The sequence below is a fragment of the Streptomyces sp. NPDC047014 genome, assembly GCF_040644195.1.
In the GTDB taxonomy this organism is placed as follows: domain Bacteria; phylum Actinomycetota; class Actinomycetes; order Streptomycetales; family Streptomycetaceae; genus Streptomyces.
Window position 1 is genome coordinate 1 of the sequence record NZ_JBEYVX010000004.1, and the last position, 26,426, is coordinate 26,426.

Annotated in this window: 2 protein-coding genes; both read right to left on the minus strand. The window is 76.7% G+C overall.

Translation table 11 applies throughout. From position 1 onward, the window contains the following. Positions 1-7,918, minus strand: a 7,918-nt coding sequence (locus tag ABZ873_RS03665) for a beta-ketoacyl synthase N-terminal-like domain-containing protein (RefSeq protein ID WP_360864539.1), incomplete at its 3' end; no start/stop codon positions are given. Next, positions 7,908-26,414 (minus strand): type I polyketide synthase, encoded by an 18,507-nt coding sequence (locus tag ABZ873_RS03670; protein ID WP_360864542.1) that lies wholly within the window; start codon positions 26,412-26,414, stop codon positions 7,908-7,910. The genes ABZ873_RS03665 and ABZ873_RS03670, both read right to left, overlap by 11 nt. Positions 26,415-26,426: the final 12 nt, after the last annotated feature.

The following is a 26,426-nucleotide window of genomic DNA, read 5'->3' on the forward strand; positions in this document are numbered from 1 at the left end:
ACTCGACGCTCTTCCGATCTCCGAGGGCGCCGGTGCCGCCGGTCACCAGGACGGTGCCGCGCGGCTGCCAGCCCGCGCCGGCGGCGGGGGCGGGGACGGCGCGGACGATCCTGCGGCCGTAGCTCCCCGAAGGGCGCAGGGCGACCTGGTCCTCGCCGTCCTCGCCGGTGAGGATCGCCACCAGACGGTCCGCCGTGCGCTCGTCGACGGTGTCCGGGAGGTCGACGACACCGCCCCAGGTGTGCGGGGACTCCAGTGCGGCGACGCGGCCGAGGGCCCAGAGTCCGGCCTGCTCGGGCCGGGCCGGTCCGGCGTCGTCGGCCGTGGCGACGGCCCCGTTGGTCAGGTACCACAGCGGGGCCCGGACGCCGAGGGTGCCGAGGGCGCGGAGCAGGGCGAGGCTGAGGGCCAGCCCGGCGGGTACGACGGGCTCCAGCGGGTGGGCCGAGGTGTCCGTGCCGGTGAGCGAAACCACCCCCGCCGGGGTGGCGTCGCCGAGCACGCCGCGGAGCGCGGAGACCAGCGCGGCCTCGTCGGACGCGGCGTCCACGGTCAGGACGAGGAGCTCACCGGCCCGCTCGCGCAGGGCGCGGACGGTACCGGTGACCACCGGGTCGTCCCCGGCTCCGGCCGGTACGACCAGGAGCCAGGTGCCGGGCAGGGCGGAGGCGGAGCCCGGCGCGTCGGGCAGCCGCTTCCAGTCGATGCGGTAGCGCCAGGACTCGGTCAGGGCCCGGTCCTTGCGGCCCTGCCGCCAGGCGGACAGCGCGGGCACGAGCTCACGCAGCGGCCGGTCGTCGGCCAGGCCGAGGGTGCCCGCGAGGGCGGGCAGGTCCTGCGCCTCGACGGCCTGCCAGAACCGCTCGTCCTGCGGGTCCTGGGCGGCGGCCCGGGGCGCGGGCCAGTAACGGCCGCGCTGGAAGGGGTAGGTGGGGAGTTCCACCGGTGTGCCGTGGTGGCCTTCGAAGGCGGGTGCCCAGTCCACGGACGCCCCGGTGGTCCACAGGGCGGCCAGGGCGGTGCGCATGCGCGTCAGGCCGCCCTCGTCGCGGCGCAGGGTGCCGGTGACCACCGGGTCGGCGCCGGCCAGTTCGGCGGTCTCGGTGAGCGCCCCGCCGAGCACCGGGTGCGGGCTGACCTCCACGAACGTGTGGTGGCCCTGCTCGGCCAGCGCGGTGACAGCCGGTTCCAGGAGCACCGGCTCGCGCAGGTTGCGGTACCAGTAGCCGGCGTCGAGTGCGGTGGTGTCCTGCCACTGGGCGGTGACGGTGGAGAAGAAGGGGACGGACGCGGCGCCGGGGCGGACCGGGGCCAGTGCGGCCATGATCTCGTCCTCGATGCGTTCCACCTGCGCCGAGTGGGAGGCGTAGTCCACGTCGATGCGCCGGACGCGTACGTCCTGGGCGCGGGCGTGCGCCATCAGTTCCTCCAGGGCCTCCGGCTCGCCGGAGACCACCAGGGCGGAGGGGCCGTTGACGGCCGCGAGGGACACGCGCCCCTCCCAGCGGGGCAGCCACCGCTCGATCTCGGCGCGCGGTACGGCGACCGAGACCATGCCGCCGTCGCCGGCCAGGGCACGCAGCGCCTTGGCGCGCAGGGCGACGACCCGGGCCGCGTCGTCCAGGGACAGGGCCCCGGCCACGCAGGCGGCGGCGATCTCACCCTGGGAGTGGCCGATCACGGCGGCCGGTACCACTCCGTAGGAGCGCCACAGTTCGGCCAGCGAGACCATCACGGCGAACAGCACGGGCTGGACCACCTCGACCCCGTCGAGCGCCGAGCCCGAGCGCACGGTCTCGGTGAGGGAGAAGCCGGTGTACGGAGCGAGCGCACGCTCGCACTCGGCCCAGCGGGCCGCGAACACCGGTGCGGTGTCCAGGAGTTCGGCGGCCATGCCGGGCCACTGGCCGCCCTGGCCGGGGAAGACGAAGACGGGCCCGCGGCCGGCGGGGCGGACCACGCCGGTGACGGTGCCGTCGGCGGGTTCTCCGGCGGCGGTGGCCCGCAGGCCGGCGGCGAGCTCCTCGTACCCGTCGCCCAGGACCACGGCGCGGTGCTCGAAGGCGGAGCGGGAGGTCAGCAGCGCGTGCCCGACGGCCCCGGCCTCCACCCGCCCGTCCGCGGACACCTCGGCCAGCCGGGCCGCGCGGGCGCGCAGAGCCTCGGGGGTCCGGGCGGACAGCAGCCAGGGGGTGGCGCCGGATCCGGCCGGGGCGGACGCGGGCTCCGTGTCCGCCTCCCGCGGTCCCTGTTCCAGGATGACGTGGGCGTTGGTACCGCTGACGCCGAAGGAGGAGACGCCCGCGCGGCGGGGGCGGCCGGTGTCCGGCCAGTCCCGGTTCTCGGTGAGCAGTTCCACCGCGCCGGCCGACCAGTCCACCTCGGGGGTGGGCTCGTCCACGTGCAGCGTGCGGGGCAGGACGCCGCGACGCAGCGCCTGCACCATCTTGATCACACCGCCGACGCCGGCGGCGGCCCCGCTGTGCCCGATGTTGGACTTCAACGAGCCCAGCCAGAGCGGCCCGCCGTCCCCGCGCTCCTGTCCGTAGGTGGCCAGGAGCGCCTGGGCCTCGATCGGGTCGCCGAGGGTGGTGCCGGTGCCGTGGGCCTCCACGGCGTCGACGTCCGCGGCGGTCAGGCCGGCCGCGGCGAGCGCCTGGCGGATCACCCGCTGCTGGGCCGGCCCGCTGGGGGCGGCCAGGCCGTTGGAGGCGCCGTCGGAGTTGATGGCGCTGCCCCGGACGGTGGCGAGGACGTGGTGCCCGTTGCGGCGGGCGTCGGAGAGGCGCTCCACGAGGAGGACACCGACGCCCTCGGCCCAGTTGGTGCCGTCGGCCCCGGCGGCGAACGCCTTGCAGCGGCCGTCCGCGGCCAGGCCGCTCTGCCGGCCGAAGTCCACGAACGCGCCCGGGGTGGAGATGACCGAGACACCGGTGGCGATCGCCAGGTCGCACTCGCCCTTGTGCAGGGCGCCGACGGCCATGTGCAGGGCCACCAGCGAGGAGGAGCAGGCGGTGTCCACGGTGACCGCCGGCCCGTGCAGGCCGAGGGTGTAGGCGATACGGCCGGAGACGACACTGGCCGCGGTGCCGGTCATGAGGTAGCCGTCCGCCTCCGGGGCCCCGGCCAGCACCTGGCCGTAGTCCGAGCCGGCGGCGCCGGCGAACACGCCGGTACGGCTGCCGCGCAGGGCGGCGGGGTCGATGCCCGCGCCCTCCAGGGCCTCCCAGGAGACCTCCAGCAGCAGGCGCTGCTGGGGGTCCATGGCCAGGGCCTCGCGCGGGGATATCTCGAAGAAGGCGGCGTCGAAGTCCGCGGCGTCGGGCAGGAATCCGCCCTTCATGGACAGGTCGGAGCGGCGCAGCCCGGACAGGTCCCAGCCGCGGTCGGCGGGGAAGTCGCCGACGCCGTCGCGGCCCGAGTGGACCAGGTCCCACAGGCCCTCGGGGTCGTTCACGCCGCCCGGGTAGCGGCAGGCCATGCCGACGATGACCACGGGGTCGTCGTCGTGGCGCGCGACCGCCGCGACCTCTTCCTCGTCCTGCCGTACGCCGGAGAGCTCGGCCCGCAGGTACGCGGCGACGGCCTCCGGGGTGGGGTGGTCGAAGACCAGCGTGGCGGACAGCCGCAGCCCGGTCTCGGCGGCGATGCCGTCCCGGAACCGTACGGCGGCCAGGGACTCGAAGCCCAGGTCGCGGAAGGGGCGCCGCGGGTCCACGGCCTCGCCGGAGGTGTGGCCGAGCACGGCCGCGGCCTGGGCACGTACCAGGTCCAGGAGGTCGTGGTCGCTGCCGGCCACGGGCGCGGAGCCCGCTCCGGCGCCGCCGGCCGCGGGCAGGGCCCGGACGGCGGGCAGGTCGGCGACCAGCGGACGGGGACCCCGGCCGGTGAGGACGGGGTGGAACAGCGCCCAGTCCACGTCGGCGACCGCGCAGACCGCCTCCTCCGCGTCCAGGGCCTGCGCCAGGGCCTCCAGCGCCAGCCGGGGAGGCATCGGCAGCAGCCCGGGAACGGCGGAGGCCGCCGGGGCGTCCGGTGTCTCCCACGGGCCCCAGCCGACACAGGTGGCGGGCCGGCCGTCGAGCGCCCGGCGCTCGGCCAGGGACTCCAGGGCGGCGTGCGCGAGGGTGTGCACGACGTCCTCGTTGCCGCCCCAGGTACCGGCGACGGTGGACAGCAGGACGAAGAAGTCGAGGTCGGCCTCCCGGAACAGCTCCTCCAGCCGGGTCACCGTGAGCAGCCGGTCCTCGACGGCGCGGGCCAGCGCGGCCGGGTCGAGCTCGTCCAGGGTGGACGGGCCGGCCCCGTCGATGCCGCTGAGGTGGACCACGGCGGTGACGCCGAGCGGTGTCAGCGGGTCCTCACCGGTGGTGGGGTCCCACGCGACGAGCGTGTACGGGTGGTCCTCCGGCCCGGCGGCGGGCGGCGGCGTGCCGGGGCGGCGCGCGAGCACGACGGTGTGCTCGCCGCCCTCGGAGAGCGCCTGGAGGAGCGGCGGGGTCACTCCCGCCAGGTCACCGGTGACCAGGACGGTTCCGCCGGGCCGGCGCTCGCGGACGCGCCGTGGCGGCTGCCCGGGCAGCAGCTTCCTGGCGAACACCCCGCCGGGGCGTACGGCCAGTTCGTCGGCGTCGCCCGGGGCCGCGAGGACGGCGGCGAGGAGCCGCAGGGAGCGGGCGTCCAGCTCGGCCGGGAGGTCGACGACTCCCCCGGCGGCGTGCGTCAGCCGGCCCAGCCCCCACAGCGGGGCCTGGGCCGCGCCGGGCACGTCCTCGGTGTCGACGCGGACGGCGGCGCGGGTGGCCGACCAGAGCGGGGCGTCCAGCCCGGCGTCCGTCAGGGCCTGCCGCAGGGTCAGGGCGGTCTCCAGCGCCGCGCCGTCGGGCCGGGCGGGCAGCGCGAGGACACCCGCGAGGGGGCCGCCGTCGGACAGGGCGGCGCGCAGCCGCTCCGCGAGGGCGGCCCGGTCCTCGCCGGTCCGGTAGGTCAGCGGGGCGGACCCGCCCAGGGCCTCGGCGACGCGGGCGCCGTCCTCCCCTTCGGGGGCGACGACCAGCCAGGGCTCCTGCGGCCGCGCGCCGGTGTCGAAGCCGGTGCGGGGGGCCCAGCCGACGCCGTACCGGAGCCGGGCGGCCTCGTCGGCCGGTGCGGTGGCCCGCGGCGCGACCGGGGTGGCGGGCAGCCAGTAGCGCTCCCGCTGGAAGGCGTACGTGGGCAGCTGGGCCGGGTGGGCGGCGCCGCGGGCGGACAGCAGGGAGCCCCAGTCCACCCCCACACCGTGCACGTGCAGTTCGGCCAGGGCGGTGAGGAAGGTGCCGGGCTCGGAGCGCTGGTGCTGGAGGGTGGGTACCAGGGCGGTCTCGCGGCCCGTGTCCTGGAGGCAGTCCCGGGCCATGGCGGTGAGCGCGCCGCCGGGGCCCAGTTCCAGACAGGCGGTGACGCCCTGGGCGCCGAGCCAGCGGATCCCGTCCTGGAAGCGCACCGTCTCGCGGATCTGGCGGACCCAGTACTCGGGCCAGCTCATCTCCTCCGGCAAGAAGGGCGCACCGGTCAGGTTGGACACCAGGGGGATCCGGGGCCGCTGGTGTTCCAGGCCCTCGGCGACCTCGCGCAGGCGCTCCAGCATCGGTTCCATGTGGACCGAGTGCGCGGCGTGGCTGATCGGCAGCCTGCGGGTCTGGTGGCCGCGCCCGGCGGCGAGGGCCCGTACCCGCTCCACGGGTTCTGCGTCCCCGGAGAGCACGACCGCGCGCGGCCCGTTGACCGCGGCGAGGGTCACCCGGTCACCGGCGCCGGTCTCCTCGACCAGTGCGGTCAGCTCCTCCTCGGACATCTCCAGGGCGACCATCGCGCCGTCGGTGCGCAGGGTCTGTACGAGCCGCCCGCGGGCGGCGACGAGGGTGCAGGCGTCCTCCAGCGAGAGCACGCCGGCGCAGTGGGCGGCGGCGAGCTCGCCCGTGGAGTGGCCGAGTACGAAGTCGGGTGCGACGCCGGCGTGTTCGACGAGCCGGAAGAGCGCGACCTCCAGGGCGAAGACCGCGGCGAGGGCGTAACCGGTCTGCTGCATCAGGGGCAGGCCGTCCTCGACCCGTCCGTCGAGGATGTCGGCGAGGGGGTAGGCCAGCTGCGGGTCGAGCAGGGCGCGTACCTCGTCGAAGGCCCGCGCGAACACCGGGAAGGTCTCGTACAGCTCCCGGCCCACGCCGACGCGCTGGGAGCCCTGGCCGGTGAAGAGGAAGGCGACCGGGCCGGCCGGCGCGGTACGGCCCCGGACGACGAGGGGGTGTGCCTCGCCCGCGCCGAGCGCCGCCAGTCCGGCGAGCAGTTCCTCGGGGCCGGTGCCGAGGACGACGGCGCGGTGGGCGAGCCGGGCGCGGGTGGTGGCCAGGGAGTGCGCGAGGTCCAGGGGCCGTACGGGGCCGTTGTCCTGGACGTGGCGCCGCAGGCGGCGGGCCTGGGCCCGCAGGCCGTCGGCGTCGGCCGCCGACACCGTCCACGGGACGGGGGCGGCGGGCGAGGTGTCGGCGGGGGTGTCCGCAGCGGGGGCGGCGGCGGTGCTGGTGTCGTGTTCGAGGACGACGTGGGCGTTGGTACCGCTGATGCCGAAGGAGGAGACGGCGGAGCGGCGCGGCCGTCCGGTCCGCGGCCACTCCTTCTCGTCGGTCAGCAGCCGGACGGCGCCCGCCTGCCAGTCGGCCTGCGCGGTCGGTTCGTCCACGTGCAGGGTGCGCGGCAGCAGCCCGTGCCGCATGGCCTGCACCATCTTGATCACACCGGCGAGACCGGCGGCGGCCTGGGTGTGGCCGATGTTGGACTTCACGGAGCCGAGCCACAGCGGCTCGTCGCCGGCGCGGTCCTGGCCGTAGGTGGCCAGCAGGGCCTGGGCCTCGATGGGGTCGCCGAGCCGGGTGCCGGTGCCGTGGGCCTCGACCGCGTCGACCTGTCCGACGCTGAGCTGGGCGTCCGCGAGGGCCTTGCGGATGACCCGGCGCTGGGCGGGGCCGTTGGGTGCGGCCAGGCCGTTGGAGGCACCGTCCTGGTTGACGGCCGTGCCGCGGATCGTCGCCAGGACGGGCAGGCCCTGCGCGCGGGCCGTGGACAGCGGCTGCAGCATCAGCATGCCGACGCCCTCGCCCCAGCCGGTGCCGTCCGCGGCGGCGGCGAACGCCTTGCAGCGGCCGTCGCCCGCCATGCCGCCCTGTTCGGCCATCTCGGCGAACAGGTTGGGCTCCGCCATGACGGCGGCGGCGCCGACCAGGGCGAAGGAGCACTCCCCGGCGCGCAGGGCGCGGACCGCGAGGTGCAGGGCGACCAGGGAGGAGGAGCAGGCGGTGTCGATGGTGATCGCGGGCCCCTGGAGGCCGAGCGAGTAGGAGATGCGGCCGGAGGCGACGCTGCTCGTCGTCCCGGTCAGGACGAGGCCCTTGACCTCGTCGAGGAGTTCGCTGTCGCGGGGGCCGTACTTCTGGTCGGCCATGCCGATGAAGACACCGCCCTCGGTGCCCCGCCGGGAGGTGGGGTCGAGACCGGCCCGCTCCAGCGCTTCCCAGGCGGTCTCCAGCAGCAGCCGCTGCTGCGGGTCCATCGCCAGGGCCTCACGCGGTGAGATGCCGAACAGGCCCGCGTCGAACTCGCCCGCGTCGGTGAGGAAGCCGCCCGCCAGGCGGAAGTCGCCGCGCAGGTGGTCGGTGCGCCAGCCGCGGTCGGTGGGGAAGGCGCCGATCGCGTCGCCACCGGCGTGCACGAATTCCCACAGGTCTTCCGGGGAGGCGATCCCGCCCGGGAAGCGGCACGCCATCGACACGATCGCGATGGGCTCGGAGGCTCCCGCCTCCAGTTCCTGCACCCGCTGCCGGGACCGCTTGAGGTCCGCGGTCACCCGCTTGAGATAGTCGACGATCTTGTCGTCAGTCGCCACTGGGATCAACTCCATGGTCTTGGGCGAGATCGCCGAATTCGCTGTCGATGAACGCGAGCACTTCTGCCGCGGTGGCCGATTCGAGCGAGGAGTCCCCGCTGTCGGCCGTGGCCGGCGCGGACCCGGCCTCGAGCTTCCGCAGGATGCGCCGCAGGCGTGCCGCCACCTCGTCGTGCGCGCCGTCACCGGTGCCGATCGCCTCGATGCCGGCTTCGAGGCGTTCGAGCTCGCCCATCACCTGGAGCACCGGGTCGTGGCGCGGCGGCGCGGCGAGTTCGAGCAGGTGCTCGGTGAGCGCGGCCGGTGTCGGGTGGTCGAAGACCAGGGTCGCGGGCACGGTCAGGGAGGTGGCCGTGCGCAGGTGGTTGCGGAGTTCGACCGCGGTGAGCGAGTCGAAGCCCAGCGCCTTGAACGCCTGGTCGGGCTCGATCTCGTCTGCGGAGCCGTGGCCGAGGACGGCGGCGGTGTGCCGGCGTACGAGGTCCAGGACGAGCCGCTGCCGCTCCCCGGAGGACAGCGGGGCGAGCTGTTCCGTCAGTGAGGCCGGGGCGGCGGCCTCGGCCGCCCCGCGCGGCACCGCGCCCGTGGCCGCGGGGCGCCTCACCCGGACGAGTTCGCGCAGTACGGCCGGGACCGGGCGGTCCGCGTGGTGCGCCCGCAGCGCGGCCAGGTCGAGCTTGACGGGCACGAGCGCCGGGAGGCCGCCGAGCACGCCGTTGTCGAAGAGGGCGAGGCCCTCGGCGCTGTCGAGCGGGGCGACGCCCGTACGGCTCATGCGCCGCAGGTCGCGCTCGTCGAGGCTGCCGGTCATGCCGCTGGCCTCGCCCCACAGGCCCCACGCGAGGCTGGTGGCGGGCAGGCCCCGCGCGTGCCGGTACGCGGCCAGCGCGTCCAGGAACGCGTTGGCGGCCGCGTAGTTGCCCTGTCCGGCCGCGCCGAGCGTGGCCGAGGCGGAGGAGAACAGGGCGAACATCCGGGGTGCCAGGGGCTCGGTGAGCCGGTGCAGGTTCCAGGCGCCGTCCACCTTCGGGTGCAGTACGGCGTCCAGCCGGCGCGGGTCCAGGGCGGAGACGACCCCGTCGTCGGTGACGCCCGCGGCGTGCACGACGCCGGCCAGCCGGTGTTCCGCGGTGATCGAGTCCAGGAGCCGTGCGAGGGCTTCCTCGTCGCCCGTGTCGCAGGCCGCGACCCGCACCCCGGCGCCCAGTGCGGCCAGTTCGGCGCGCAGCCGTTCCACGGCGGGGGTGTCCGTGCCCCGCCGGCCGGCCAGTGTCACGTGCCGCAGGCCGTGCCGCGTGACGAGGTGCCGGGCCAGCAGGGTGCCGAGGGTGCCGGTGCCGCCGGTGATCAGTACGGTCTCGCCCGCCTCGAAGGAGGGGGTGGGGAGGGTCAGTACCGCCTTGCCGGTGAGGGTGGCCTGGCTCAGCGCGCGGAAGGCGTTTCCGGCCTCCCGGATGTCCCAGGTGGTGACCGGGAGCGGGGTGAGCGCGCCGCGGTCGAAGAGCTCGGCGAGGTGGGCGAGGATCTCGGCGATGCGGTCCGGGCCCGCGTCTCCGAGGTCGAAGGCCCGGTAGCGCACGCCCGGGTGCTCGTGGGCGATCCGCGCGGGGTCGCGGAGATCGGTCTTGCCCATCTCCACGAAGCGGCCGCCGCGCGGCATCAGGCCGAGGGAGGCGTCGATGAACTCGCCCGCGAGCGCGTTCAGTACGACGTCCACACCGGCGCCGTCCGTCGCCGCCCGGAAGGTGTCGGCGAAGTCCGTCGTCCGGGAGGACGCGAGGTGCGCGGGGTCGAATCCGCCGCGGAGCAGGGTGTCCCACTTGGGTTCGCCGGCGGTGCCGAAGACCTCGGCGCCCAGGTGCCGGGCCAGTTGCACGGCCGCCATGCCCACGCCGCCGGCGGCGGCGTGGACGAGTACGGACTCACCGGCTTCCAGCCCGGCCAGGTCGACCAGGCCGTAGTACGCCGTCAGGAAGGCGACGGGGGTGGCGGCCGCGGAGGCGAAGGACCAGCCCTCCGGTATCCGGACGAGGACCCGCCGGTCGGCGACCGCGGTGGGCCCGAACGCGCCGGCGACCATGCCCATCACGCGGTCGCCGGGCGCCAGCCCGCTCACGCCGGGCCCTGTCTCCAGGACCACACCGGCGCACTCCGTGCCGAGTTCCGCCCGGCCCGGATACATGTCCAGGGCGATGAGCACGTCCCGGAAGTTCATGCCGGCCGCCCGGACGGCGATGCGCACCATGCCCTCGGCGAGCGGGCCCTCGGCCTCGTCGCAGGGCACCAGGGCCAGGTTGTCGAGCGTGCCGCGGCCGGTGCTGTCGAGCCGCCAGGGGCCGGCGGGCACCGTCAGGGAGGCGCCGGCGGCGGGCCGGGTGAGCCTGCGGGCGTACAGCCCGCCCCGGCGTACGGCCACCTCGGGCTCTTCCCGGCGTACCGCCTCGGCGACGAGGGCCGGGTCCGGCGCGGCGTCGTCGAGGTCCATCAGGACGATGCGGCCGGGGTTCTCCGTCTGGGCCGAGCGGACCAGGCCGGACACCGTCGCGTGGGCGAGCCGGACGGGGTCCGGCGTGCCGGGGACGGCGGCGGCGTGGCGGGTGACGACCACCAGCCGGCTGTCGGCCAGCCGGTCGTCGGCCGTCCACCGCTGGAGCAGGTCGAGGGCCCAGCGGGCGGCGCGGTGCGCGGCTCCGGCGGCGTCGGCCTCGTCCGTGTCCTCCTCCGGGCAGCGGGCGACCACCGGGCCGGCCTCCTGCGTGCCGTCCGCGAGCGCCGTGGCGAGCGCCGCGAGGTCGGGGTGGTGGTGCCAGGTGCCGTCGAGCGGTTCGCCGAGCAGGACGCAGCCGGCTGTCCGCGGTGCGTCGAGGGGGCCGTCCAGCGGCACCCAGGCGGTGGTGAACAGGGCGTCGCCCGTCACGGGAGCCGCCGCCGGGCGGCCCAGCCGCTCCGGGGAGACGGAGCGCATGACCAGCGCGTCGACGGACACGACCGGCCGGCCGTCCGCGTCGGCGGCGTGCAGGGTGACGGTGCCGTCGTCGGCGCGGACCAGCCGGACCCGCAGCAGGTCGGCGCCGACCGCGTGGACCCGTACGCCGCTCCAGGAGAAGGGCAGGCGGGCCGAGCCCGGCTCGTCCTCGGCCCGGGCGGCCGGGCCCAGGGCGTGCAGGGCAGCGTCCAGCAGGGCCGGGTGGACACCGAAGCCCCGGGCGGCGCCGCCGTCGCCGGGCAGGCGCACCTCGGCGAAGACCTCGTCCCCGCGCCGCCAGGTCCTGTGCAGGCCCTGGAAGAGCGGGCCGTAGTCGAATCCGGCCTCGACGAGTCCGTCGTAGAAGCCGTCCAGGCCGACGGGCTCGGCCCCGGGGACCGGCCAGACGTCGAGGCCGCCGGGCGCGGTGGCCGCGCCGGCCGGGGCGAGCAGCCCCTCGGCGTGCCGCGTCCAGCCGGAGTCCTGCTCCTGGCCGTCCGGCTGCGTGTACACGGCGACCGGGCGGCATCCCGTGGCGTCGGGCGCCTCCAGCACGAGCCGCAGCCGTACGGCGGCGCTCCCGGCCAGCGCCAGCGGCGCGGCCAGGGTCAGTTCCCGCAGCTCACCGCAGCCGACGCGCTCCCCCGCCCAGCAGGCGAGGTCGACGAAGGCCGTGCCCGGCACGAGCACGGTGCCCAGCACGGTGTGCTCGCCCAGCCACGGGTGCGTGGCCAGGGACAGACGGCCGGTGGCCAGCACCTCCCCGCCCTGGGGCGCGGGCAGCCACGCCGTCAGCAGCGGGTGTCCGGCCTCGGCGAGACCGGCCGCCGCGAGGTCGCCGGCGGGCCGGGCCGGGAGCGGCCAGAAGTGCTTGCCCTGGAAGGCGTAGGTCGGCAGGTCCACCGTGCGCGCGCCCTGTCCGGAGTACGCGGTCGTCCAGTCCACGTCGGTGCCGTTCACCGACACCGTCGCCAGCGCGTGCAGCAGCGAGGCGGCCTCGGGCCGGCCGGCCCGCAGCACGGGGACGCACACGGTGGCGTCCGCCCCGTCGAGGATCTCCTCGGCCATGGCGGTCAGCGCGCCGCCCGGCCCGAGTTCCAGGAAGGTCGCCGTACCGGCGTCGCGTGCGGTCCTGACGCCGTCGGCGAAGCGCACGGCCTCGCGGACGTGGCGGACCCAGTACTCCGGGGTGGTCAGCTCCTCGCCCGCGACCGCGCCCGTCAGGTTCGACACGACGGGGACGGCGGGCGGCCGGAACTCCACCGCGGCCAGCACCTCGGCGAACGCGGCCAGCATCGGTTCCATCCGGGCCGAGTGGAAGGCGTGGCTCACCGTCAGCCGCTTGGTACGCCGGCCCTCTCCGGCGAAGGTCCGGGCCAGTGCGGCCACCGGCTCCTCGTCGCCGGACAGCACCACCGAGCGGGGGCCGTTGACGGCGGCGACCGATACGCCGGGCGGCAGTTCCGGCAGTTCGCCCTCGGCCGCCTCCACCGCCAGCATCGCGCCGCCCGTGGGCAGCGCCTGCATCAGCCGGCCGCGCGCGGCGACGATCCGGCAGGCGTCCGGCAGGCTCCACACCCCGGCCACGTACGCCGCGGTGAGCTCGCCGATCGAGTGCCCGAGCAGGAGGTCCGGCCGGACGCCCCACGAGCGCACGAGCTCGGAGAGGGCGACTTCCAGGGCGAACAGCCCGGCCTGGGTGTGGACGGTCTCGGCCAGCGCGGCGCCGTCGCTGAACACCACCTCCTTCACCGGCCGGTCCAGCAGCAGGTCGAGCTGGGCGCAGACCTCGTCGAAGGCCGTGGCGAACACCGGGTGGGCCGCGTACAGCTCCCGGCCCATCCCCTCGCGCTGCGAGCCCTGTCCGGAGAAGAGGAAGGCCGTGCCGCCCTCGGCGGCGACGCCCTGGACCACGCCGGCGGCGGAGGCGCCGTCGGCGAGTGCCGTCAGGGCGGTGACGAAGCCCTCGCGGTCCTCGGCCGTCACGACCGCGCGGTGCTCCAGCCGCGCCCGGGTCGCCGCCAGGGAGAAGCCGATGTCCTCGGCCGGCAGGTCCGTGGCGGCCGTGTGGGCGGCCAGCCGCCGGGCCTGGGCCCGCAGTCCGCTCGCGGAGCGGGCGGAGACGGACCACGGCACCGGGCCGGTGGTCCGGGGGTCGGGCTCGGGCACGGACTCGGGCGCGGGCTCGGGCCGCGGGTGCCCGGAGGTGGCCGGGGCCTGCTCCAGGATCACGTGCGCGTTGGTGCCGCTGATGCCGAACGCCGAGACGCCCGCCCGGCGGGGGCCGTCCGTACGGAGCCAGGACCTGCCCTCGGTCAGCAGTTCCACCGCGCCGGCGGACCAGTCGACCTCCGGGGTGGGCTCGTCCACGTGGAGGGTGGCGGGCAGCACGCCGTGACGCAGCGCCAGCACCGTCTTGATGACGCCGGCCACACCGGCCGCGGCCTGCGTATGACCGATGTTCGACTTCACGGAGCCGAGGTGGAGCGGCCGGCCCTCGGTCCGGCCCTGGCCGTAGGTGGCCAGCAGGGCCTGCGCCTCGATCGGGTCGCCCAGCGAGGTGCCGGTGCCGTGCGCCTCCACCAGGTCCACCTCGGTGACGGACACCCGCGCGTCCGCCAGGGCCTGCCGGATCACCCGCTGCTGCGAGGGGCCGTTCGGTGCGCTCAGGCCGTTGGAGGCCCCGTCGGAGTTGACCGCCGAGCCGCGGACGACCGCCAGCACCTGGTGGCCCCGGCGGCGCGCCTCGGAGAGGCGGGCCAGGACCAGGACGCCGACGCCCTCGCCCCAGCCGGTGCCGTCCGCGCCCGCCGCGAACGCCTTGCAGCGGCCGTCGGGGGCGAGGCCGCCCTGCCGGGCGAAGGCGTCGAAGGCGTGGGGGGTGGCCATGACGGCCACGCCGCCCGCGAGGGCCAGCTCGCATTCGCCGTTGCGCAGGGACTGCGCGGCCAGGTGGAGGGCCACCAGCGAGGAGGAGCAGGCCGTGTCCACGGTCAGCGCGGGGCCCTCCAGGCCCAGGGTGTAGGCGATGCGCCCGGAGAGCACGCTCCCGACGGCGCCGGTGAGCGCGTAGTCCTGTCCGCCCTCCATGGAGGTGAGCAGGGTGCCGTAGTCGTGGGAGCCCGCGCCGACGAACACGCCGGTACGGCTGCCGCGCAGGGACAGCGCGTCCACGCCGGTGCGCTCCAGTGCCTCCCAGGAGGTCTCCAGGAGCAGGCGCTGCTGCGGGTCCATGGCCAGGGCCTCACGGGGCGAGATCCCGAAGAAGGCCGCGTCGAACCGGGCGGCGTCCGGGAGGAAGCCGCCGGTCTGGGAGAACGGCGCGTCGGCGGGGACCTCCCAGTTGCGGTCGGTGGGGAAGTTCCCGATCCCGTCCTTGCCGGCCGCGACCAGCTCCCACAGGCCCTCGGGGGAGTCCGCCCCGCCGGGGAACCGGCAGGCCATCCCGACGATCACCACCGGGTCGCCCTCGGCGGCGGACGGCGCGGACACCGCTTCGGCGGGACGGTCCTCGCCCAGCAGCAGGCTCCGCAGCGCGGCCGCGGCCGCGAGGGGCGTCGGGTGGTCGAAGACGAGCGTGGCGGGCAGGCGTACGCCGGTGGCCGCCGCGAGCCGGTTGCGCAGGTCGACGGCGGTCAGCGAGTCGAAGCCGAGGTCCTTGAAGGGCTTCGCGGGGGCGACGGCGTCGGCTCCCGCGTGGCCCAGGGCGAGCCCGGCGGAGGTCCGTACGAGGTCCAGCAGGACGCGGTCGCGCTCGCCCTCGGGGAGCCCCGCGAGCTTCTCCGCCAGCGGGGACCCGCCGGCGGCCGGTCCGGCCGCGACGGGGCGGGCCGCTTCCGGGATCTCGTCGAGCAGGGGCCGCCGCCGGGCCGCGGTGAAGGTCTCGGCGAAGCGTGCCCAGTCCATGTCGGTGACGGTCAGGGCGGTCTCGTCGTGGTCGAGTGCCTGCTGGAGCGCGCCGATCGCCCGGTCGGGGTCCATGGACAGCACGCCGCCGCGGGCCAGTTCCCGCGCCAGGTCGTCGCCGACCATGCCGCCGCCGGCCCAGCTGCCCCAGGCCACGGAGGTGGCGACGAGGCCGCGCCTGCGGCGGTCGGCGGCGAGCGCGTCGGCGTAGGCGTTGGCGGCCGCGTAGGCGGCCTGCCCGGCGCTGCCCCACACCGCGGCGCCGGAGGAGAACAGCACGAAGGCGTCGAGGTCGTGACCGGCCAGCAGTTCGTCCAGGTGGCGGGCGCCGTCGGCCTTGGCCGCCACGACCTCCGCCCATTGCGCGAGGGTGGTGTCCCCCAGCGGGGCGACCCGGTTGACGCCCGCGGTGTGCACCACGGCGGTGACGGGGAACGCCTCGGGGACGGAGGCCAGTGCCTCGGCCAGCCGGTCGCGTTCGGCGACGTCGCAGGCGGCGACCGTGACCTCGGCGCCCAGCTCGCGCAGCTCCGCGACCAGCTCGTCGGCGCCTTCGGCGGCCGTCCCGCTCCTGCTGGTCAGCAGGAGGTGTCCGGCGCCCTCGCGGGCCAGCCAGCGGGCGACCCGGGCCCCGAGGGCCCCGGTGCCGCCCGTCACCACCACGGTGCCGTCGGGGCGGGGCCGCCAGCGGCGCTCCGGCCTGGCGCGGTCCAGCGGGGCGCGGACGAGCCGGCGGACGTAGAGCCCGGCGGCGCGCAGCGCGTACTCCTGCTCACCGTCGCCGCCGCCCAGCGCGGTGCGCAGCAGCCCGGCGGCCCGGTCGTCGAGTACGGACGGCAGGTCGACGAGGCCGCCCCAGCCGCCCGGGTTCTCCAGCCCCGCCACCCGGCCCAGTCCCCAGAGCTGGGCCTGTTCCGGCGCGGACACCCGGTCGGAGCGTCCGGTGCCGACGGCGCCGCGGGTCAGGCACCAGAGAGGTGCGTCGGTCCCGGCGTCCCGCAGCGCGGCCAGCAGGTCCAGGGTCGCGGCGATGCCCGCGGGGACCGCGGGGTGCCCGGGGTGCGGGCGGGTGTCGAGGCCCAGCAGGGAGACCACGCCGGTCCACCCGGTGCCCTCCGGGGCGCGCAGTACCTCCGGGGACGGCGAGGGGCCCGGTACGACGGTGACGTGCGCGCCGAGCGCGGCGCGGGCCCAGCGGGCCTCCTCGCCGTCCGGGTCGGCGGCCACCAGCAGCCAGGGACCGGAGGGGGCCGGCGGGGCGGCGGGGGCCAGCGGTGTCCAGGAGACGCGGTAGCGCCAGCCGTCGGTGAGGGCGGAGTCCTGGCGCCTGCGGCGCCAGCCGGCGAGGGCCGGGAGCAGCGGCCGGAGCGACTGCCCGTCCTGGACGTCGAGTTCGGCCGCCACGGCGTCCAGGTCCCCGCGTTCGACGGCCTGCCACAGGGCGGCGTCGTCCTCCGCCGGGCCGGGGCCGGCCGGCGCGGCGGCGGAGTCGGGCCAGAACCGGCTGTGCTGGAAGGGGTAGGTCGGCAGCTCGGCGCGGGGGGCGCCGGTGGTGCCGAGCACGGCGGTCCAGTCGACGCGGGTGCCGCGTACGAAGGCTTCGGCCAGCGAGGCGGCGAAGCGGCCGGCGTCTCCCTGGTCCCGGCGCAGGGTGCCCACGGCGGCGGCGGTCGCGCCGACGGCGTCGATGGCGTCCTGCACGGCGGGAACGAGCACCGGGTGCGGGCTGACCTCGACGAACACGTCGTGGCCCTGGGCGAGCAGCTCCTCGACGACGGGCCCGAACAGCACCGGCCGGCGCAGGTTGCGGTACCAGTAGCCGGCGTCCAGCCCGGCCGTGTCGAGCGCGCCGCCCGTGGTCGTGGAGTGGAACGGGATGTCCCCCGTGCGCGGTGCGATACCGGCCGTCAGCTCGGCCAGCCGCTCCTCGATCCGCTCCACGTGGGCGGAGTGGGAGGCGTAGTCGACGGGGATGCGGCGGGCGCGGACGCCGTCGGCCTCGCAGCCGGCCAGCAGCTCCGCCAGCGCCTCCGGGTCGCCGGAGACGACGGTGGACCTGCGGCTGTTGTTCGCCGCGACGGAGATCCTGCCGTCCCAGCGGGAGATCCGCTCGGCGGTGTCGGCCGGCGGCAGGGCCACGGACACCATGCCGCCGTGCCCGGAGAGTTCACCGGCGATCAGCTTGCTGCGCAGGGTGACGAGCAGGGCCCCGTCCTCCAGCGAGAGCCCGCCGGCCACGCAGGCCGCGGCGATCTCACCCTGCGAGTGCCCGACCACGGCGGCCGGTTCGACGCCGCAGGAGCGCCACAGGCCGGCGAGCGAGACGCCCACGGCCCACGAGGCGGGCTGTACGACGTCCACCCGGTCCAGCCCGGGGGCGCCTTCGGCTCCGTGGATCACCTCGGCCAGCGACCAGTCGGTGAGCGGTGCGAGCGCCTCGGCGCAGCGCTCCATCCACCGCGCGAACACCGGTGAGGACTCCCACAGTCCGGCGGCCATGCCGGCCCACTGGGCGCCCTGGCCGGGGAAGACGAAAACGGTCCGGCCACGGGTGTCGGCGGTGCCGCGCACCACGTGCGGGTCGCCCTCGCCCCGGGCCAGCGCGCCGAGCCCCGGCAGGTGTGCGCCGGCGGGGTCGGCGAGTACGACGGCACGCTCCTCCCAGGTCGCCCGGGTGGTGACGAGGGAGAGTGCGGTGTCCGTGGCGGGCGCGGCGGGCAGCCGGTCGCGCAGGCGCCCGGCCTGCTCGCGCAGGGCCTCCTCGGACTTGGCGCTCAGCACCCACGGGGCGGCCGAGGGGCTGAGGACGGACGGCCGCGCCTCCGGCAGTCCGGCGGGCTCGGCCGGGAGCGGCGGCTGTTCCAGGATCACGTGCGCGTTGGTGCCGCTGACGCCGAAGGCGGACACGGCCGCGCGGCGCGGGCGGCCCTCCGCGGGCCACGGCAGGGTCTCGGTGAGCAGCTCGACGGCGCCCCCGGCCCAGTCCACCTCGGGGGTGGGCTCGTCGGCGTGCAGGGTGCGCGGGAGCTGCTCGTGGCGCATCGCCTGGATCAGTTTCAGCACACCGGCCATACCGGCGGCGGCCTGCGTGTGGCCGATGTTGGACTTCACCGAACCGAGGCGGAGGGGGCGGCCGGCGGGCCGGTCCTGGCCGTAGGTGGCCAGCAGCGCCTGCGCCTCGATCGGGTCGCCCAGCGCCGTACCCGTACCGTGCGCCTCCACGGCGTCCACGTCGGAGGGGGCGAGGCCCGCCTCCGCCAGCGCCTGGCGGATCACGCGCTGCTGCGCGGGCCCGTTGGGGGCGCTGAGGCCGTTGGAGGCGCCGTCCTGGTTGACGGCGCTGCCCCGTACGACGGCCAGGACCTCGTGGCCCCGGCGGCGGGCTTCCGAGAGCCGCTCCACCAGGACGGTGCCCACGCCCTCGCCCCAGCCGGTGCCGTCCGCGCCCGAACCGAACGCCTTGCAGCGCCCGTCCACGGCGAGGCCGCGCTGCCGGGAGAACTCCACGAAGATGTCCGGGGTGGACATCACCGTGACCCCGGACGCCAGCGCGAGGTCGCATGCGCCGGTGTCGAGCGCCTGGACGGCGAGGTGCAGTGCCACCAGGGAGGAGGAGCAGGCGGTGTCCACGGTCATCGCCGGGCCTTCGAGGCCCAGGGTGTAGGCGATGCGCCCGGACAGCACGCTGGACGCGGTGCCCGTCAGGACATGGCCCTCGACCTCCGCCGAGCCCAGCAGGCGGGCGTAGTCCTGGCCGTTGGTGCCGACGAACACCCCCGTACGGCTGCCCGCGAGGGAGGTCGGGTCGATCCCGGCGCGCTCCAGGACCTCCCAGGAGGACTCCAGCAGGAGCCGCTGCTGCGGGTCCATCGCCAGGGCCTCGCGCGGCGAGATCCCGAAGAACGCCGCGTCGAACCCGGCCACGTCGGTGAGGAAACCGCCCTCGCGGACGTAGCTGGTTCCCGTCCGGCCCGGGTCGGGGCTGTAGAGGCCGTCGAGGTCCCAGCCGCGGTCCGAGGGGAAGGGGCCGATGGCGTCGCGCCCGTCGAGGACGAGCTGCCACAGGTCCTCCGGGGAGCGGACGCCTCCGGGGAACCGGCAGGCGGCCGCCACGATCACGACCGGGTCCTCGTGGTCGCGCACCGCCGCCGCGCGTTCCACGGCGCCGGCGGACGTTCCCGCGGCCCCGGCGGCGAGGTGCTCCACGAGGCGGGCGGGGGTGGGGTGGTCGAAGACCAGGCCGGGCGGCAGCCGCCTGCCGGTGGCGGCGGCGAGCCGGTTGCGGAACTCGACGCCGATCAGCGAGTCGAAGCCGAGGTTCCGGAAGGTCCGGTCCTCCTGGATCCTGGCGGTGGCCGGCAGGCCGAGTACGGCGGCGGCCTCGGCGGCGACCAGCTGCGCGAGGGCAGCGCGCAGCGCCTCCCCGGCCAGGCCGGCGAGCCGGTCCGGCGAGGTGTCCGCGCCGGACCGCGCGGTGGCCCGGGGGGCCCGGCGGGCCCCGGCGACACCGTCGAACAGCGGGTTGTGCCGCCCGGCCGCGGAGCCCGCGAAGCGCTCCCAGTCGATGCCCGCGACGGTCACGGCGCTCTCGCCGTCGTCGAGGACGCGGCCCAGTTCGGCCAGCGCCGCCGCGGGGTCGAGGGGGACCAGCCCGGCACGGGCCAGCTGGCGCCGCGCGGCCTCCGTGTCGGCGGCCATACCGGCGCCCGCCCAGGAGCCCCAGGCCACCGAGGTGGCGGGCAGGCCGAGCCGGGCGCGGTGCACGGCGAGTGCGTCCAGGTAGGCGTTGGCGGCGGCGTAGTTGCCCTGTCCGGCCAGGCCCACGGTGCCCGCGAACGAGGAGAACAGCACGAACGCGGACAGGCCGAGGTCGCGGGTGAGCTCGTGCAGGTGCCGGGCCCCGTCCGCCTTGGGTCCGGCGACCGCGGCGAACCGCTCGGCGGTGAGCGAGTCGAGCACTCCGTCGTCGAGGACGCCCGCGGCGTGCACGACGGCGGTCAGGGGCCGGTCGGCCGGGATCGCGGAGATGAGCTCCGCGAGGGCCTGCCGGTCGGTGACGTCGCAGGCGGCGACCGTGACCTCGGTGCCCTCCTCCCGCAGCCGCGCGACCAGTTCCCCGGCGCCCTCGGCGTCCGGGCCGCGCCGGCTGGTCAGCAGGACGTGCCGGGCGCCCTCCTCCGCCAGCCAGCCGGCGAGGTGCGCGCCGAGCGCGCCGGTGCCGCCGGTCACCAGGACGGTGCCGTCGAGGCGGGCGCGCCCGCCACGGGCCTCAGCGCCTGGGGCGTCGCCGCCTCGTGTGCCGCCGCCGAGGGCCTCACCGCCGCGACCGGAGTCCCGTACGAGCCGCCGCGCGAAGAGGCCCGCGGTGCGGACCGCCACCTGGTCCTCCCCGGTGGCGCCGGACAGGACCGCGCCCAGCCGGGTGCGGGCCCGCTCGTCCAGGTCCGCCGGGAGGTCGGCGAGTCCGCCCCAGCGCCCGGGGTGCTCCAGGGCTGCGACCCGGCCCATCCCCCACATCTGCGCCTGCTCCGGCGCGTCCAGCGCCTCGGAGGGGCTCACGGACACGGCGCCCCGGGTCAGGCACCACAGGCGGCTGTCGCCGCCCAGGGCGGCCATCGCCCCGAGCACCGCGGCGGTGGCGGCCACGCCCGCGGCGGGCGTGCCGTCCAGGGCGAGCAGCGACACCACGCCGCCCGCGTCCTCGCCGAGCGCCGTGCGCAGCGCCTCCGAGACATCCGTGCGGTCGGCCGCGGCCGCGTCGACCGCGACCACGACGGGGTGGGCGCCGTGCTCGCGCAGCGCCCGCGCCACGGCCTCCACGGTCGCCTCGTCGAGCCCCGTGGCGGGGACGACCAGGGCCCAGGCCCCGGACACGGCCGGGCGGGCGCCCTCCGGCACGGAGGCCCAGGCCGTGCGGTAGCGCGGGGAACCGGCCGTGGCGGGCTCCCCGCCGACGGCCGGGGCGATCCAGTACCGCTCGTGCTGGAAGGCGTACGTGGGCAGGTCGGTGCGCCGGGCCCCGTACGGGGCGAACAGCGCGGGCCAGTCCACGGGCGCACCGGCCGCGTGCAGGCGGCCGGCCGCGGTCATCGCGGAGCGGACCTCGCCGGCCCCGCCCCGCAGGACGGGAACGGCCGTGACGTCCGCGTCGCGGCCGGCGTCGGCCAGGATCTCCTCGGCCATGGCGGTCAGCGGGCCGCCGGGACCGAGTTCCAGCAGCGTGTCCACGCCCCGGCCGAGCGCCGTGGTGACGGCGCCGGCGAAGCGGACGGTCTCGCGGGCATGGCGCACCCAGTAGGCCGGCGTGAGCAGTTCGTCCCCGGCGACGTCTCCGGTCAGCCCGGAGACGAGGGGGATCCCCGGCCGGTGGAACTCCACCGAGGCGAGCACCTCTTCGAACGCGGCCAGCATCGGGTCCATCAGCGCCGAGTGGAAGGCGTGGCTGACGACCAGCCGCTTGGTACGGCGCCCCCGCGCGGTGAACAGCCGGACGAGCTCGTCCACCGCGGTCTCCTCGCCCGACAGCACGAGCGACCGGGGGCCGTTGACGGCGGCGAGGGACACCCCCGCCGGCAGCGGCGGCAGTTCCTCCTCGGTGGCCTGCACCGCGGCCATCGCACCGCCCGCGGGCAGCGCCTGCATCAGCCGGCCGCGGGCCGCCACGACGCGGCACGCGTCCGGCAGCGTCCACACCCCGGCGGCGCAGGCGGCCGCCAGCTCTCCGATCGAGTGGCCCAGCAGCAGGTCCGGGGCGATGCCCCAGGAGGCGACCAGGTCGAACAGCGCCACCTCCAGCGCGAACAGCGCGGGCTGGGCCCACCCGGTCCGGTCCAGCGCCTCCGGGTCCCCGAACACGACCTCCTTCAAGGAGCGTCCCAGCAGCGGGTCCAGCTCCGCGCACACCGCGTCGAACGTCGCGGCGAACACCGGCTGGCTCTCGTACAGCTCACGCCCCATGCCGGGACGCTGGGAACCCTGTCCGGTGAAGAGGAAGGCGGTCGGTCCGCCCTCGCGGGCGACGGCGCGCACCACTCCGGCGGCGCTCCCGCCCGTGGCGAGCGCGGCCAGCTGGGACAGGAACTCCTCCCGGTCCCCGGCCGTCAGCAGCGCCCGGTGCTCCAGGCCCGCACGGGTGACGGCCAGCGACAGCCCCACGTCCGCCGTACGCGGTCCCCGCGTCCGGACGTGCTCGGCCAGCCGCAGCGCCTGGGCCCGCAGCGCCTCCTCGGAACGGGCCGAAAGCACCCAGGGCACGGTTCCGGCCGGCTCACCGGCGGGCGCCTCCGGCGCCTCCTGCGGCACCTCCGCGGGCGTCGCCTGCTCCAGGATCACGTGGGCGTTGGTGCCGCTGATGCCAAACGAGGACACACCGGCCCGGCGCGGACGGCCCGGGTCGGGCCAGGTACGCGCCTCGGTCAGCAGCTCCACCGCGCCCGCGGACCAGTCCACGTGCGGCGAGGGCGCGTCGACGTGCAGGGTGCGCGGCAGCGTCCCGTGCCGCATGGCCAGGACGGACTTGATCACCCCGGCGATACCGGCCGCGGCCTGGGTGTGGCCGATGTTGGACTTGACGGAGCCGAGCATCAGCGGGTGGACCCGGTCCTGGCCGTAGGTGGCCAGCAGTGCCTGCGCCTCGATCGGGTCGCCCAGCCTCGTGCCCGTACCGTGCGCCTCGACCATGTCCACATCGGCGGCGGCCAGCCGGGCGTCGGCCAGCGCCTGCCGGATGACACGCTGCTGCGCGAGGCCGTTGGGGGCGGTGAGACCGTTGGACGCGCCGTCGGAGTTGACGGCGGAGCCGCGTACGACCGCGAGAACCGGGCGGCCGTCGCGTACGGCGTCGGACAGGCGCTGGACGGCGAGCATGCCGACGCCCTCGCCCCAGCCGGTGCCGTCGGCGGCGGCGGAGAACGCCTTGCACCGGCCGTCGCCGGCGAGGCCGCCCTGGCGGGAGAACTCCACGAACGCGCCGGGGGTGGCCATCACGGTGACACCGCCGACCAGGGCGAGGTCGCACTCGCCGTCGCGCAGGGCCCGCACCCCGAGGTGGAGCGCCACCAGCGAGGAGGAGCAGGCGGTGTCCACGGTCAGCGCGGGGCCCTCCAGGCCCAGGACGTAGGCGATGCGCCCGGACAGCACGCTCGGCGCCGTACCGGTCATGACGTGGCCGTCGGACTCCGAGCTCTCGTGCAGCCGGGGCCCGTACTCCGAGGGGCTCGCGCCGACGAACACGGCGGTACGGCTGCCCCGCAGGGCCCGCGCGTCCACGCCCGCCCGTTCCAGCGCCTCCCACGAGGTCTCCAGCAGCAGCCGCTGCTGGGGGTCCATGGCCAGGGCCTCGCGCGGGGATATCCCGAAGAATCCGGCGTCGAAGCCGGCCGCGTCCGCGAGGAAGCCGCCCTCGCCGGTGAACCCGGCGGGCAGTTCCCAGCCGCGGTCGGCGGGCAGCGGGGAGATGGCGTCGGCCCCGGCGGAGACGAACCGCCAGAGTTCCTCGGGCGAGTCGATGCCCCCGGGGAACCGGCAGCTCATGCCGACGATCACGATCGGGTCCTCACCCGCGGCCCGGGTGACGGCCCGGGGCACGGCCCCGTCCTCGGACACGGCCGCCTGCGGCACGTCCGCCTGGAGCCGCCGCGCGAGGGCGTCGGGGGTGGGGTGGTCGAACAGCAGCGTGGTCGGGACACGGCGGCCGGTCGCCTGCGTCAGGCGCTCACCGAGCTCGGCCAGCATCAGGGAGCTGAACCCGAGTTCCTTGAAGGCGGAGTTCATGGCGAGGTCGTCCGGGGACTCGTGGCCGAGCACCAGGGCCGTGACGTCCCGCACGAGCTCGGCCACCGTGGGGCCGGACTCCGTCCCGCCGGCCCGCGGGGTGCCCTCGGGGGCCCGCTCCGCCGCCGGGGCGCCGCGGTCCGGCGCGGGGCGCACCGCGGCGCCGGTCCGCCGGGCCCCGTCGGCCAGCCAGTGGCGCCGGCGCTGGAAGGCGTACGTGGGCAGCGCCGTCGCGCGGGCGCCGGCCCCGGTGGCCAGCCCCGCCCAGTCCATCGGGACCCCGCGGACGTACAGCGCCGCGAGCGCGGCGAGCGCCGCCTCCGGCTCCCGCCGGTCAGCGCCCCGCAGCAGGGGGACGCACACCGTCCCGGCGCCACGCAGGCAGTCCCGGGTCATCGCCGACAGCACGCCGTCGGGCCCGAGTTCGAGGACGGTGGTCACGCCCTGGTCCTCCAGGAGGCGCACCCCGTCGAGGAAGCGGACGGTGCCGCGCACGTGCCGGACCCAGTAGTCCGGCGAGCACGCCTCCTCCGCGGTGAGCAGCCGGCCCGTCCCGTTGGAGACGACCGGGATCCGGGGGGCGTGGAAGGTGAGGCCGGCCGCGACGGCACGGTACTCGTCGAGCATCCCGTCCATGTGCGAGGAATGCGCGGCATGGCTGATGCGGAGCCGCTTGGTCTTGCGTCCGAGGGCGGCCCAGTGGGCGGCGACCTCCAGGACGGCGTCCTCCTCACCCGAGATCACCGAGGAGAGGGGCCCGTTGAGGGCCGCCAGGGACACCCGGCCGCCGTCGCCGAGGAACGGGAGCAGTTCCTCCTCGGTGGCCTGTACGGAGACCATCGCACCGTGCGAGGGCTGTGCCTGCATCAGCCGGCCGCGGGCCGCGACGAGCGCGCACGCGTCCTCCAGGGACAGCACTCCCGCGACGTGCGCCGCGGCGAGTTCACCGGCGGAGTGCCCGAGCAGCAGCTGCGGGGTCAGGCCGCACCGCTCCGCCCAGCGGAAGAGGGCGACCTCGACCGCGAACAGCGCGGGCTGGGTGAACTCGGTGCGGTCCAGCAGGGCCGCCTCGGGCGAGCCCTCCTCGGCGAACAGCACCTCGCGCAGGGGCAGCCGCAGATGCGGATCCATGACGGCGCACACCTCGTCGAGCGCCGCGGCGTACTCCGGCGAGGCCCGGTGCAGCGAGGCCGTCATACCGGGACGCTGGCTGCCCTGGCCCGGGAAGAGGAAGGCGAGGGAGCCGTCGGAGACGGAGCCGCGCACGGTGTCGGCCCCCGGCCTGCCGTCGGCGAGGCGGGCCAGGGCGGCCGTGGCCTCGTCCGGTCCGGCGGCCAGCAGCACCGCGCGGTGGCCGAAGGCGGTCCGCCCGGTGGCCAGGGTGTGGGCGAGGTCCCGGAGCGGCGTACCGGGATTCTCCCCGAGGTGCGCGCTCAGCCGGCGGGCCTGGTCGCGCAGGGCCTGCTCGTCCCGGCCCGAGAGGAGCAGGGGGAAGGGCGTCTCGGACGGCCGCAGGCCGGATGCCTCGGGTGCCGACGGGGAGGCGGCCGACGGGGCGGGGGCGCCGTCCCACTCGGTGAGTACGGCGTGGCAGTTGGTGCCGCCCATGCCGAAGGAGCTCACGCCCACGACGAGCCGGCCGGCCCGCTCGGGCCAGGCGGTGAGTTCGGTGGTGACCCGGATGCCCAGCTCGTCCAGCGGGATGGCCGGGTGGGGGGTCTCGTGGTGGAGGCTGGCGGGGATCTCGCGGTGGCGCGTGGCCAGTACGCCCTTGAGGAAGCCCGCGATGCCCGCGGCGCCTTCGAGGTGCCCGATGTTGGTCTTCACGGAGCCGACCAGCAGCGGCCGGCCGGCCGGGCGTCCCGCGCCGAGCACGGCGCCGACGGCCGCGGCCTCGACGGGGTCGCCGGTAGGGGTACCCGTACCGTGCAGTTCTACGTACGCGACCTCGTCCGGGGCGATCCCGGCCCGCGCGTACGCGGCGGTGAGCACCGCCTCCTGGGCGCCGCGCTCCGGGACGGTGAGGCCGTCGCCGCCGCCGTCGTTGTTGACCGCGCTCCCGGCCAGCACGCAGTAGATGTCGTCCCCGTCGGCGACCGCGTCCGCCAGGGGCTTGAGGACGACGAGGCCGCCGCCCTCGCCGCGTACGTAGCCGTTGGCGCGGGCGTCGAAGGTGTAGCAGCGGCCGTCCGGGGAGAGGGCGCCGAAGCGTTCCACGGCGAGCGTGCTGTCCTCGGCCAGGATCAGGTTGACTCCGCCGGCCAGGGCGACGGAGCACTCGCCGCGCCGCAGGCTCTCGGCGGCCAGGTGGACGGCGACGAGGGACGAGGACTGCCCGGAGTCCACGGTGAAGCTGGGGCCGCGCAGTCCCAGCGCGTAGGAGACCCGGTTGGCGATGAGGGCGCGGCTGAGCCCGGTGGTCGTCTCGGGGGTGACGGCCGCCTCGCCGATGCCGCGTACGAGGGTGGCGTAGTCGTCCGCGATGGCTCCGACGAAGACGCCGGTACGGGAGCCCTGCAGGCGGCCGGGCACGATCCCGGCGTCCTCCAGCGCCTCCCAGCCCAGTTCGAGGGTGAGCCGCTGCTGCGGGTCCATCGCCGCGGCCTCGCGCGGGGAGATGCCGAAGAAGGCGGCGTCGAAGGTGTCGACGGACTCCAGGAAGCCGCCCCGGCGCGGCGCGTAGGGGCGCTCCCGCGGGGTCGTGGTCACGGCGTCCCGGCCCTCACGCAGGAGACGCAGCAGCGCGTCCGGGCCGGGGGCTCCCGGCAGCCTGCACGAGATTCCCACCACCGCGACGGGCTGAGGGGATCCTGCCTGGATTTCCGCGGCCTCTGACCCGGACCGACCCGCCATGTGCTTCCCTCT

What these genes read in the sequence shown, in the direction of transcription:
- ABZ873_RS03670 (WP_360864542.1), bottom strand. Translation starts at nt 26,414, where the DNA reads ATGGCGGGTCGGTCCGGGTCAGAGGCCGCGGAAATCCAGGCAGGATCC.